The following is a 12,910-nucleotide window of genomic DNA, read 5'->3' as shown; positions in this document are numbered from 1 at the left end:
AGGGCGGTAGGCCTTGCGTACCCGCACAGTGCTCGATGCGTCGGAGATCTCACGCGCCGTCACCCGGATCGCGCACGAGATCCTCGAAGCCAACAAGGGGCCCGAGAACCTCGTGGTCCTCGGCATCCCGACCCGTGGCGCCCCACTGGCGTCACGCCTGGTCGAGCGCATCACCAGGATCGAACCGGGGCTCGACCCCGCGGCCATGTCCGGCACCCTCGACATCACCATGTACCGCGACGACCTGCGGTCCGGTCGCCTCCGTGCCCCGGAACCCACCCGGATCCCCGAGGGCGGGATCGACGGGAGGACGGTCGTCCTCGTCGACGACGTCCTGTTCTCCGGGCGCACCGTCCGCGCGGCACTCGACGCCCTGTCCGACATCGGCCGGCCCGCCGCCGTGCGCCTGGCGGTCCTCGTCGACCGTGGCCACCGCGCCCTGCCGATCCGCGCCGACCACGTGGGCAAGAACCTGCCGACCGCCTTCGACGAACGCGTCTCCGTGCATCTGCAGGAGTCCGACGCCGAGGACGCCGTCACCATCACCTCGGGTGACGCGGTCACCGCCGACGCCGGGTCTGCCACCACCGAGGGGGGTGCCGCCGAGTGAAGCACCTGCTGAGCACCGCGGACCTCACCCACGCCCAGGCCCTCGACCTGCTCGACGTCGCCGAGGAGATGTCCGAGGTCTCCGGTCGTGAGGTCAAGAAGCTCCCGGTGCTGCGCGGCCGCACCGTCGTCAACCTGTTCTTCGAGGACTCGACCCGCACGCGCCTGTCCTTCGAGGCGGCCGCCAAGCGCCTGTCCGCCGACGTCATCAACTTCGCGGCCAAGGGCTCGAGCGTGTCGAAGGGCGAGAGCCTCCAGGACACCGCCCAGACCCTCGCCGCGATGGGGGCCGAGGGCGTCATCGTCCGTCATCCCGGCTCCGGTGCACCCCACCGCCTGGCCCACTCCGACTGGATCGACGCGCCGATCGTCAACGCCGGTGACGGCACCCACGAGCACCCCACCCAGGCCCTGCTCGACGCCTTCACCCTCCGCCGGGTGCTCCACGGACAGCCCGCCTCGGGCCCGGCGACCGGCGAGGGCGCCCGCGGCACCGACCTCGCAGGTGCGACCGTCGCGGTCGTCGGCGACGTCCTCCACTCCCGGGTCGCCCGCTCGAACGTCCACCTGCTGCGCACGCTCGGCGCGAAGGTCGTCCTCATCGCCCCGCCCACGCTCCTGCCCTGGGGTGTCGAGACGTGGCCGGCGGAGGTCTTCCACGACTTCGACGCGGCGCTCGACGCCCACGACCTCGACGCCGTCATGATGCTGCGCGTCCAGTTCGAGCGCATGCACCAGTCCTTCTTCCCGAACACCCGCGAGTACACGCGCCTGTGGGGACTCACCCCCACCCGTTACCGCGCCCTGTCGGCCGACACGACGATCATGCACCCCGGCCCCATGAACCGCGGGTTCGAGATCTGCGCCGAGGCCGCGGACTCCCCGCGCGCCGTCGTCCTCGACCAGGTGAGCAACGGGGTGGCCGTCCGCATGGCCGCCCTGTACCGGCTCCTCACCGGCTCCCCGGAAGCCCATGCAGAAGCGAACCCGGCCGGGACCCCCGGCGCGAAAGGAACACCGTGACCACGATCCTCATCACCGGCGCCCGGATCCTCGGTGGCGAGGTCGGTGACCTCGCCGTCTCGGACGGTCGGTTCGTCGACCCGGCCACGATCGGTACCCCCGACCGCACCCTCGACGCCACGGGACTCGTCGCCCTGCCCGGTCTCGTCGACATGCACACCCACCTGCGTGAGCCCGGCCGGGAGGACGCGGAGACGGTCCTCACCGGCTCGCAGGCCGCCGCTCGCGGTGGGTACACGGCCGTCCACGCGATGGCGAACACCGCACCGGTCGCCGACTCCGCGGGTGTCGTCGAACAGGTGTGGCGCCTCGGGCGCGAGGCGGGCTGGACCGAGGTCCTGCCCATCGGTGCCGTGACCGTCGGGCAGTCCGGCACGCAGCTGGCCGAGCTCGGGGCCATGGCCCGCAGCCGGGCCGGCGTGCGGATCTTCTCCGACGACGGCCACTGCGTCTCCGACCCGCTGCTCATGCGGCGGGCCCTGGAGTACGTCAAGAGCTTCGACGGGATCATCGCCCAGCACGCGCAGGACCCCCGGCTCACCGAGGGCGCGCAGATGAACGAGGGCCTCGTGTCCGCCGAGCTCGGCCTGGGCGGCTGGCCGGCGGTCGCCGAGGAGTCGATCATCGCCCGCGACGTCCTGCTCGCCGAGCACGTGGGCTCCCGCCTGCACGTCTGCCACCTGTCGACCAAGGGCAGTGTCGAGATCGTGCGCTGGGCCAAGGCCCGCGGCGTCGACGTCACCGCCGAGGTGACGCCGCACCACCTCCACCTCACCGACGAGCTCGTGCGCTCCTACGATCCCGTCTACAAGGTCAACCCGCCGCTGCGGACGGCCGCGGACGTCGCGGCGGTCCGGGAGGGCCTGGCCGACGGCACGATCGACGTCGTCGGGACCGACCACGCCCCGCACCCCGCCGAGCACAAGTGCAGCGAGTGGACGGCCGCCGCCATGGGCATGGTCGGCATGGAGACCGCCCTCCAGGTCGTCGTCGAGGCGATGCGCGACCACGACTTCGACTGGGCCGACATCGCCCGCGTCATGAGCACTCGTCCGGCGGAGATCTCCGGACAGGCGGAGCACGGGACGCTGGAGGCCGGCACCGCCGCGAACCTCGTCCTCGTCGATCCGGACACCACCGTGACGATCGACCCCGAGGACCACGCCACCATGGGCCGGAACAACCCGTTCCGCGGCTTCGACGTGCACTCCCGGATCGTCCACACCTTCCTGTACGGCCACCAGGTCGTCGCCGACGGTGAACTCACCACCCCGCACCCGATCTCCCAGGGGGCTCCTGAATGGACCGCCTGATCCCCACCCTCGTCCTCGTGGGCGTGGTCGTGCTCGTCTTCGCGGGCATGTGGTGGGCGTGGCGGCGCAAGCAGGCTGCACAGGCCGCCCGCTTCCCGGCCCCCGCCCGGCCTGCCGAGGGCACTGCCGTCGAGGGAGCACCGGTGCCCGGCATGTACGTCGCCACGACGCTCGCCGGACAGCCCCTCGAACGCGTGCAGGCCCACCACCTGGGTGTGCGCACCGATGCCGAGCTGTCGGTCGGCCCCGCCGGGGTCATCCTCGACCGCGCCGGCACTGACGACCTCCTCATCCCCGCCGCGGCCATCGAGTCCGTCGAGGCGCGTTCCGGGATGATCGGCAAGTTCGTCGAGAAGGACGGCCTCGTCGTCGTCACCTGGCGTCTGGGCGACACGCTCGTCGACACCGGCTTCCGCACGCGGTCCGCCGCCGACCGCACTCCGACCATCGAATCCATCCGTCACCTCATCGGGGAGGCCTCGTGAACCTGTTGAACCACACACCCGCCGTGCTCGTCCTGGAGGACGGCCGCACCTTGCGTGGGCACGCCTACGGCGCGGTCGGCACGACCTTCGGTGAGGCCGTCTTCGTCACCGCCATGACCGGCTACCAGGAGACCCTCACGGACCCCTCCTACCACCGGCAGGTCGTCATCCAGACGGCCCCGCACATCGGCAACACCGGTGTGAACGACGTCGACGACGAGTCCCTGGGCTACTGGGTCTCCGGCTACGTCGTCCGGGACGCCTCCCGGATCACCTCGAACTGGCGGGCCACCGAGGACCTCGAGGCCCGTCTGCAGCGCCTGGGGATCGTCGGCATCAAGGACGTCGACACCCGCGCACTCACCCGCCACCTGCGGGACAAGGGCGCGATGAAGGTCGGCATCTTCTCCGGTGAGGCGGCCGCCCGCCCCGAGTCGGAGCTGCTGGCCGAGGTGCAGGCACAGCCCTCGATGAAGGGTGCGGCACTCGCCGAGGAGGTCTCGACCGCCGACGTGCAGGTGGTCCCGGCCGTGGGCGAGAAGAAGTTCACCGTCGCCGCCTACGACCTGGGCATCAAGGCGATGACCCCGACCCAGATGGCCGAACGCGGCATCGAGGTCCACGTCGTGCCCGCCACCTTCCCCTTCGAGAAGCTCGCCGGGCTCGGGGAGAACGGCGTCGACGGCGTGTTCTTCTCCAACGGCCCCGGTGACCCCGGGACCGCGGACACGCAGGTGGAGATCCTGCGGAAGGTGCTCGACGCCCGGATCCCGTTCTTCGGGATCTGCTTCGGCAACCAGCTGCTCGGCCGCGCCCTCGGGTTCGGCACCTACAAGCTGCCCTTCGGCCACCGCGGCATCAACGTGCCGGTCATGGACCGCGAGACCGGTCGCGTCGAGGTGACCGCCCAGAACCACGGGTTCGCCGTCGACGCCCCGATCGACCGCGCGGTCCCGGCCCCTGCGAACACCACCTGGGGCGAGGTCGAGGTGAGCCACCTGTGCCTCAACGATGACGTCGTCGAGGGCCTGGTGTGCCGGGGTGTCCCGGCCTTCTCGGTCCAGTTCCACCCCGAGTCGGCGGCCGGTCCGCACGACTCGCGCGGACTGTTCGACCGGTTCACCACCCTCATGTCCGAGCACCCCGCCGCCTGGCGGAACTGAACGAGAACGTACGAAGGAGACACTTCCGTGCCCATCAGGAAAGATCTGAAGTCGGTCCTCGTCATCGGTTCCGGCCCGATCGTCATCGGACAGGCCTGCGAGTTCGACTACTCCGGCACCCAGGCTTGCCGTGTGCTCAAGGAGGAGGGCCTGCGGGTCGTCCTCGTGAACTCGAATCCCGCGACCATCATGACCGACCCGGAGATCGCCGACGCCACGTACGTCGAGCCGATCGACCCGGAGGTCATCGAGACGATCATCGCGAAAGAGAAGCCGGACGCCCTCCTGCCGACCCTCGGTGGACAGACGGCGCTCAACGCCGCGATCAACCTCTACGAGGCCGGTGTCCTCGAGAAGTACGGTGTCGAGCTCATCGGCGCCGACGTCGAGGCGATCCAGCGCGGCGAGGACCGCCAGCAGTTCAAGGAGGTCGTCGAGAAGTGCGGCGGCGAGTCCGCCCGCTCCTACATCGCCCACACGATGGACGAGTGCCTGGACGCAGCCGAGAAGCTCGGCTACCCGATGGTCGTCCGCCCGTCCTTCACCATGGGCGGGCTGGGCTCCGGTATGGCCTACGACGAGGCGGACCTGCGTCGCATCGCCGGTGCCGGCCTCACGGACTCCCTCACCTCCGAGGTCCTCCTCGAGGAGAGCATCCTCGGTTGGAAGGAGTACGAGCTCGAGCTCATGCGCGACCGCAACGACAACGTGGTCGTCATCTGCTCGATCGAGAACGTCGACCCGGTCGGCGTGCACACCGGTGACTCCATCACCGTCGCACCCTCGCTCACGCTCACCGACCGCGAGTACCAGGACCTCCGTGACATCGGCATCGCCGTGATCCGTGAGGTCGGCGTCGACACCGGCGGTTGCAACATCCAGTTCGCCATCGACCCGGACACCGGCCGCATCGTCGTCATCGAGATGAACCCGCGGGTGTCGCGGTCCTCGGCCCTGGCCTCGAAGGCGACCGGTTTCCCGATCGCCAAGATCGCCGCCAAGCTCGCCGTCGGCTACACGCTCGACGAGATCCCCAACGACATCACCGAGGTGACCCCGGCGAGCTTCGAGCCGACCCTCGACTACGTCGTCGTGAAGATCCCGCGCTTCGCCTTCGAGAAGTTCCCGGCCGCCGACCCCACCCTCACGACGACCATGAAGTCCGTCGGTGAGGCCATGGCGCTCGGCCGCAACTTCACGACCGCCCTCCAGAAGGCCATGCGGTCGATGGAACAGAAGGGCTCCTCCTTCTCCTGGGACGGCCTCTACGACCTGTCGGACGCGGACGTGAAGGCCGATGTCCTCGCCCGCATCGGCCACTCGACCGCCGATCGCCTGCACACCGTGCAGAAGGGCCTGGCCTCCGGGCTCACGGTCGCCGAGGTCCACGAGGCCTGCGACATCGATCCCTGGTTCCTCGACCAGATCCAGCTCATCAACGAGGTGGCGGCGACCATCGCGGACGCCGACGACCTCACGCTCGAACTCCTGGAACTCGCCAAGGACCACGGGTTCTCCGACGCCCAGATCGGTGGCCTGCGGAACCTCGACGAGGCGGTCGTCACCGGTGTGCGCCACGCGCTCGGTCTGCGTCCGGTCTTCAAGACCGTCGACACCTGCGCCGGTGAGTTCGAGGCCCGCACCCCGTACCACTACTCCTCGTACGACGAGGAGACCGAGGTGATGCCGCGCGAGCGCGAGGCCGTCATCATCCTCGGCTCCGGTCCCAACCGGATCGGACAGGGTATCGAGTTCGACTACTCCTGTGTCCACGCGACGATGGCCCTCGGGGAAGCCGGCTACGAGACCGTCATGGTCAACTGCAACCCGGAGACGGTCTCGACCGACTACGACACGGCCGACCGCCTGTACTTCGAGCCCTTGACCTTCGAGGACGTCATGGAGGTCTACAAGGCCGAGCTCGCCGCCGGCCCTGTGGCCGGGGTCGTGTGCACGCTCGGCGGGCAGACCCCGCTGGGCCTGGCCGATCAGCTCAAGGCCGCGGGCGTGCCGGTGCTCGGCACCCAGCCGGAGGCCATCGACCTGGCCGAGGACCGGGGCGAGTTCGGTCGCGTCCTCGACGAAGCGGGTCTGCTCGCACCCAAGCACGGCACCGCGACGACCTACGCCGAGGCGCAGGCGATCGCCCTCGAGATCGGCTACCCCGTCCTCGTGCGGCCCTCCTACGTTCTCGGCGGCCGCGGCATGCAGATCGTGTACGACACGGAGCAGCTGTTCGACTACATGGAGTCGGCCACCGAGGTCTCCGCCGACCGCCCGGTCCTCGTCGACCGGTTCCTCGAGGACGCCGTCGAGATCGACGTCGACGCCCTCTACGACGGCGAGGAGATCTACATCGGGGGCATCATGGAGCACATCGAGGAGGCCGGCATCCACTCCGGTGACTCCGCCTGTGTCCTGCCCTCGATCACGCTCGGGTCCGGCGTGCTCGACCGGGTCCGCACCGCGACCGAGGCGATCGCCCGCGGCACCAACGTGCGCGGTCTGCTCAACATGCAGTTCGCCGTCGCCGCCGACGTCCTCTACGTCATCGAGGCGAACCCGCGGGCCTCGCGCACCGTGCCCTTCGTCTCGAAGGCCACCGGCCGGCAGCTGGCGAAGGCCGCGGCCCTCATCGCGGTGGGCACCTCGATCGCGGACATGCGTGGGGACCTGCTCGCGGCCGAGGGCGACGGCTCGCGCCTGGGTCTCGACCACCCGATCGCGGTGAAGGAGGCCGTCCTGCCCTTCCGCCGGTTCCGCACGCCGGAGGGCAAGGTCGTCGACTCGATCCTCGGGCCGGAGATGCGGTCCACCGGTGAGGTCATGGGTGTGGCCCCGTCCTTCCCGACGGCCTTCGCGAAGGCGGAACTGGCCGGGGGAGCGAAGCTGCCGAACGAGGGCACCGTCTTCGTCTCGGTCGCCGACCGCGAGAAGCGCTCCTCCGTGCTGCCGGTCAAGCAGCTGGTCGACCTCGGGTTCACGGTCGTCGCGACGGCCGGCACGGCCGCCGTGCTCGCCCGGTACGGTATCGCCGCGACGACGATCGCCAAGTACTTCGAGGCCGCCGAAGGCGAGAAGACCGTGATCGACGACGTGACCGAGGGCCGGATCGACCTCGTGATCAACGTGCCGCAGGGCCGCCAGGAGCGGGCCGACGGCTACGAGATCCGGGCGGCGGCCACGGCCGCGAACGTCCCGCTCGTCACGACGGTCTCCGAGTTCACCGCCGCGGTGACCGCGATCGAGGAGCAGCGGAAGGGGCCCTTCGAGGTCCTCGCGCTCCAGGACTGGGCCTGAGGCGATGCCGGTCCTCGTGAGCCCCGCGGAGGGGCAGGACTTCGGAGCCCGGATCACCCGGGTGCTGGCCGCGAACCCGCTGTGTGTGGGGATCGACCCCCACGCCGAGCTGTTGGCGGACTGGGGCCTGGACGACACGCCGGAGGGGATCCGTGAGTTCTCCCTACGTGCCGTCCGGGCCTGCGCGGCCGGTGGGGTCGGCGTGATCAAGCCCCAGTCGGCCTTCTACGAACGCCACGGTTCCCGCGGTGTCGCCGTCCTCGAGGAGACCCTGGCCGCCGCGACCGAGGCGGGGATCCTCACGGTCCTCGACGTCAAGCGGGGCGACATCGGGTCGACGATGGAGGGGTACGCGGCCGCCTACATGGACCCGTCCTCGCCGCTGTCGGCCGATGCCGTGACGCTCTCGCCCTACCTGGGGGTCGGTTCCCTGGAACCGGCCTTCGCCGCGAGCGAGGAGTTCGGGACGGGGATCTACGTCCTCGCGCTCACCTCCAACCCCGACGGCCCGCAGGTGCAGCACGCCACGACGACGGCCGGGAACCCGGTGGCCGCCGAGGTGGCCGCCGGGGTCGCGGAGTTCAACGCGCGGGTCGGCTCGCCCCGGGCGGGGCTCGTGGTCGGTGCGACGATCGGCGATGCGGCAGGGCGCCTCGGGATCGATCTCGGCGGACTCGGGTGCACCTTCCTGGCACCGGGCTTCGGTGCCCAGGGGGCGACGGTCGAGGACCTCCACGCGGTCTTCGGAGCGGCCTGGTCGGACCACCGCGTGCTCGTCAACACCTCCCGCGGCGTCCTCGGTCACGGACCCTCCACCGAGGGGATGACCTCGGAGATCACCCGATTGCACGGTGTCCTGGGGGAATGATCGGGCTTACACTGAGGTCACTTCCCCGCCCGGGGTGTGCACTCGGGAAAGGCCCGGTGGCACCCACGACAGGGAGGCGGAAACTGCCTCCGACCCGTGAGGAGATGACGTGGCCCAGAGCTTCCAGCCACCGGCGATTTCGTCCGAGACCCGTGCCGCCGCGCTCGAGAAGGCCTTCGTGGCCCGCCGCGCCCGCGCGGAGGTGAAAGCGGCACTCAAGGAGGGGCGGCAGAGCCTCGGCGAGGTCCTCGACGCCGCCGAGGGTGATCCGCACCTCACGAAGATGAAGGTCAAGGACCTGTTGCGGTCCCTCCCGGGAGTGGGGGACCGGCGGGCCGAGACCATCATGGAGGAGATCGGGATCGCCGAGTCCAGGCGACTCGGTGGCCTCGGCGTCCATCAACGTTCAGCACTCCTGGAGAGATTCGCACCACAGTGACAGACACCCCGACCACACCCGAGCCTGCCGTCCTCACCGTCCTCGCCGGCCCCACCGCCGTCGGCAAGGGCACGGTGAGCACGTACATCCGTGAGAACTTCCCCCAGGTGTGGTTCTCGGTCTCCGCGACCACCCGGGCACCCCGTCCCGGCGAGATCGACGGGGTCCACTACCACTTCAGGTCGGAGGACGAGTTCGACGAACTCGTGGCCTCCGGTCAGATGCTGGAGTACGCGGTCGTGCACGGTCGTCACCGCTACGGGACGCCGCGTGGGCCGGTCGAGCAGGCACTCGCGGACGGTCGCGCGCCCCTGCTGGAGATCGACCTGCAGGGTGCCCGGCAGGTGAAGGAGGCGATGCCGCACGCGCGCTTCGTCTTCCTCGCCCCGCCCACCTGGGAGGAACTCGTCCGGCGCCTCATCGGTCGGGGCACCGAGACGGCGGAGGAACAGGAGCGGCGTCTGGCGACGGCGAAGGTCGAGCTGGAGGCCGAATCCGAGTTCGACCACACCGTCGTCAACCACGACGTTCGCCGCGCGGCGGAGGAACTCGTACAATTGATGGGATTGTCCACGGAGCACTGAGCGCGGGCGCCCCTGCGCGTCCACCCACTCACGCCGTGCACACACCATCCGGATCAACCAGGGAGAACAAGGCCTGTGGCTGCAGAACACGAAGGCGTCATCAACCCGCCCATCGACGACCTGCTCGAGCGTGCGGACTCCAAGTACGAGCTCGTGATCCTCGCCTCGCGGCGCGCGCGGCAGATCAACTCCTACTACCAGGAGCTCCAGGAGGGCGCTTTCGAGAACGTCGGCCCGCTCGTCACCCCGGAGCCCAACGAGAAGCCCCTGTCGATCGCCATGCGTGAGGTCGACGAGGGCAAGCTGCTCATCCGCGATCCGCGCGAGTCCGACTTCGCGGCGCCGGCGGCCGAGGAGTACGGCTTCGACACGGAAGTCACGTTCGAACAGTGAGGATCGTTCTCGGGGTCGCCGGGGGCATCGCGGCCTACAAGGCCTGCCATGTCGTCCGTGACCTGCGAGCACGTGGTCACGAGGTGAGGGTCGTCCCGACGGAGGCGGCCCTCGCTTTCGTCGGTGCCGCCACCTGGGAGGCCCTGAGCGGGCAGCCCGTCCAGACGACCGTCTTCGAACGTGTCGACGAGGTCGAACACGTCCGGATCGGTCAGCGTGCCGATCTCGTGCTCGTCGCTCCCGCCACCGCCGACCTGCTCGCCAAGGCCAGGGCGGGTCTCGCCGGTGACCTGCTCACCGCCACCCTGCTCACGACCACCGCCCCGGTGGTCCTCGTGCCCGCCATGCACACGGAGATGTGGCAGAACGCCGCGACCGTCGACAACGTCGCGGTCCTCCGGGCGCGCGGGGTCCACGTGATGGAGCCGGCCGTCGGACGCCTGACCGGGCCGGACTCCGGGCCGGGCCGTCTGCCCGAGCCCGAGGAGATCGTGGCGTACGCGCTCGAGGCGGCGGGCGCCTCGGGAGCGGACCCGTACGGCGAGGCGCCTGCGGGCGACATGCGCGGACTCACCGTCCTGCTGAGCGCCGGGGGCACCCGGGAACCGCTCGACCCCGTGCGGTACCTGGGCAACCGGTCCTCGGGCAAGCAGGGCGTGGCGCTGGCCGCGCAGGCGGCGGCCCGGGGCGCGCGCGTGCGCCTGGTCGCCGCGAACGTCGGGTCGGAGGTGTTGGACGACCTGCCGGCGGACGTCGAGGTCGAGCACGTCGAGACGACGGCGGAACTCCAGGAGCGGATGACGGCCGGGCAGGCCGAGGCCGACCTCGTCGTCATGACCGCGGCCGTCGCCGACTACCGGCCGGCGCAGACCGCCACGCACAAGATGAAGAAGTCCGGGGACGCGGGGCTCACGATCGAGCTCGTGCAGAACCCGGACGTGCTCAAGGGGCTCGTCGCCGCGCGGGTGCCGGGGCAGACGATCATCGGGTTCGCGGCGGAGACCGGCTCGGAGTCGGCCACCCCGGAAGAGCTCGCGCAGGCGAAGATCGTGCGCAAGGGCTGCGACGTCCTCGTGCTCAACGACGTGTCCGCCGGGAAGACCTTCGGGCGGGACGACAACGCGGTGGTCGTGTACGGGCTCGACCGGTCGGCTGGTGACGGTGGTTCGTCCGAGGAGGGTCCCGTCCGGGAACTCGGCCGGGCGGCCGGCTCGAAGACGGACGTCGCGGCCGCCGTGTGGGACGCCGTGGTCGGACTCCGGCAAACGTGACGTCAGCGCTTGACGTTCTGTGACACGAGGCCCGCCCGGTCGATCCGACTGTGGCGGGCCTCGCACGTCACAGAACGTCATGGGACGGTGTCCCATCCGTAATCGGTGGGTCCTGCTCGCTAGGATGGACGGGTGACTTCCACTTCTGCGCGTGTTTCGCTCCGTCAGTTCACCTCCGAATCGGTGACGGAGGGCCACCCCGACAAGATCTGTGACCAGATCTCCGACGCCGTCCTCGACGACATGCTGCGGCAGGACCCGGAATCGAAGGTCGCCGTCGAGACGATGGTGACGACCGGGCTGGTCCACGTGGCCGGTGAGGTGAGGACCGACGGCTACTCCGACATCGCCCGGATCGTCCGTGACGTCATCACGGGGATCGGGTACGACTCCTCGGACAAGGGCTTCGACGGCAATTCCTGCGGGGTGTCGGTGTCGATCGGTGCGCAGTCGAACGACATCTACGCCGGGGTGTCGAACCCCTACGAGAAGCGGCAGGCGGCGGCGAACGGGCTGTACAGGAACGTGCAGGGCGCCTCGGGTGCGGGAATCGCCGAGGAGGACGACCACGGTGCCTCCGTGGGCGCCGGTGACCAGGGGCTGATGTTCGGGTACGCCGACAACTCCACGCCCACGCTCATGCCGCTGCCCATCCACCTGGCGCACCGCATGTCGGAGACGCTGAGCGAGGTCCGGAAGTCCGGGATGCTCCCGTTCCTGCGGCCCGACGGGAAGACCCAGGTGACGATCGGGTACGAGGGTGACGTCCCGCGGACCGTCGAGGCGGTCGTCGTCTCCAGCCAGCACGAGCCGGACATCAGCCAGGACGACCTGCGTGACGCGCTGCTCACTCACGTGGCCAACCCCGTGCTGCAGGAGTCGGGACTCGACACCTCGGGCATGCGTCAGTACTTCAACCCGGCCGGGCCCTTCGTGACCGGCGGGCCCATGGGTGACGCCGGACTCACCGGGCGCAAGATCATCGTCGACACCTACGGTGGGTTCGCCCGCCACGGTGGTGGCGCCTTCTCCGGCAAGGACCCCTCGAAGGTCGACCGCTCCGCCGCCTACGCCATGCGATGGGTGGCCAAGAACGTCGTCGCGGCCGGTCTGGCGGACCGGGCCGAGGTCCAGGTCGCCTACGCGATCGGTGCCGCCGAGCCCGTGGGTCTCTACGTCGAGACCTTCGGGACCGCACACGTCGACCCGGCCGCGATCGAACGCGCCGTCCGCGAGGTGTTCGACCTCCGCCCGGCCGCGATCATGCGCGACCTCGACCTCAAGCGTCCCGTCTACGCGGAGACCTCGTCCTACGGGCACTTCGGCCGCGAGCTCGACACCTTCACGTGGGAGCGCACCGACCGGGCCGAGGCGCTGCGGGCAGCGGTCTGACCTGAGGTCAGTGCATTCCTGAGGTGAGGGCACCTCGGGAGCGGTGGGAACAGTGTCCGTGGGAATCGTG

At 70.2% G+C, this 12,910-nt stretch carries 12 protein-coding genes; all 12 read left to right on the top strand.

The features are described 5' to 3' along the window. Positions 1-13: 13 nt before the first annotated feature. On the top strand, positions 14-610 hold the full coding sequence (gene pyrR, locus AAD496_RS07175) for a bifunctional pyr operon transcriptional regulator/uracil phosphoribosyltransferase PyrR (RefSeq protein WP_349827981.1): 597 nt from the start codon (positions 14-16) through the stop codon (positions 608-610). Beyond that, the gene (locus AAD496_RS07170; protein ID WP_349827980.1) at positions 607-1,632 is read left to right on the top strand and encodes an aspartate carbamoyltransferase catalytic subunit; all 1,026 of its coding nucleotides are present in this window, start codon (positions 607-609) and stop codon (positions 1,630-1,632) included. Before pyrR ends, AAD496_RS07170 begins: the two co-directional genes overlap by 4 nt. After that, entirely contained in the window at positions 1,629-2,945 is a 1,317-nt protein-coding gene (locus tag AAD496_RS07165; RefSeq protein WP_349827979.1) for a dihydroorotase, read from the top strand. Before AAD496_RS07170 ends, AAD496_RS07165 begins: the two co-directional genes overlap by 4 nt. Continuing rightward, positions 2,933-3,430: a PH-like domain-containing protein gene (locus tag AAD496_RS07160; RefSeq protein ID WP_349827978.1), complete on the top strand. Its 498-nt coding sequence runs from the start codon at positions 2,933-2,935 to the stop codon at positions 3,428-3,430. Before AAD496_RS07165 ends, AAD496_RS07160 begins: the two co-directional genes overlap by 13 nt. Beyond that, the gene (gene carA / locus AAD496_RS07155) at positions 3,427-4,593 is read left to right on the top strand and encodes a glutamine-hydrolyzing carbamoyl-phosphate synthase small subunit (protein WP_349827977.1); all 1,167 of its coding nucleotides are present in this window, start codon (positions 3,427-3,429) and stop codon (positions 4,591-4,593) included. The genes AAD496_RS07160 and carA overlap by 4 nt, the downstream gene beginning before the upstream one ends. Before the next feature lie 27 nt (positions 4,594-4,620). Then, a complete protein-coding gene (gene carB, locus AAD496_RS07150; protein WP_349827976.1) occupies positions 4,621-7,893 on the top strand; it encodes a carbamoyl-phosphate synthase large subunit in 3,273 nt (1,090 codons plus the stop codon). A 4-nt stretch (positions 7,894-7,897) separates the two neighbouring features. Continuing rightward, positions 7,898-8,761 (top strand): orotidine-5'-phosphate decarboxylase, encoded by an 864-nt coding sequence (gene pyrF / locus AAD496_RS07145; protein WP_349827975.1) that lies wholly within the window; start codon positions 7,898-7,900, stop codon positions 8,759-8,761. 109 nt (positions 8,762-8,870) lie between these two features. Further along, positions 8,871-9,200 (top strand): integration host factor, actinobacterial type, encoded by a 330-nt coding sequence (mihF, locus tag AAD496_RS07140; RefSeq protein ID WP_349827974.1) that lies wholly within the window; start codon positions 8,871-8,873, stop codon positions 9,198-9,200. Further along, positions 9,197-9,784 carry a guanylate kinase gene (gene gmk, locus AAD496_RS07135; RefSeq protein WP_349827973.1) on the top strand — a complete coding sequence of 196 codons (588 nt, stop codon included), beginning with the start codon at positions 9,197-9,199 and terminating at the stop codon, positions 9,782-9,784. The genes mihF and gmk overlap by 4 nt, the downstream gene beginning before the upstream one ends. A gap of 75 nt (positions 9,785-9,859) precedes the next feature. After that, complete coding sequence (rpoZ, locus tag AAD496_RS07130; RefSeq protein ID WP_349827972.1) at positions 9,860-10,177, top strand: DNA-directed RNA polymerase subunit omega; 318 nt, start codon at positions 9,860-9,862, stop codon at positions 10,175-10,177. Continuing rightward, positions 10,174-11,448, top strand: a complete 1,275-nt coding sequence (gene coaBC, locus AAD496_RS07125) for a bifunctional phosphopantothenoylcysteine decarboxylase/phosphopantothenate--cysteine ligase CoaBC (protein WP_349827971.1) — start codon at positions 10,174-10,176, stop codon at positions 11,446-11,448. The genes rpoZ and coaBC overlap by 4 nt, the downstream gene beginning before the upstream one ends. A gap of 132 nt (positions 11,449-11,580) precedes the next feature. After that, positions 11,581-12,840, top strand: coding sequence for a methionine adenosyltransferase (gene metK, locus AAD496_RS07120; RefSeq protein ID WP_349827970.1), 1,260 nt, complete (start codon positions 11,581-11,583; stop codon positions 12,838-12,840). Positions 12,841-12,910 lie beyond the last annotated feature (70 nt).

It is taken from the genome of Brevibacterium litoralis (genome assembly GCF_040212315.1).
Taxonomy (GTDB): Bacteria; Actinomycetota; Actinomycetes; order Actinomycetales; family Brevibacteriaceae; genus Brevibacterium; species Brevibacterium litoralis.
Note: the sequence above shows the minus strand (reverse complement) of the source record. Positions and strands in the feature narration are given on the sequence as shown.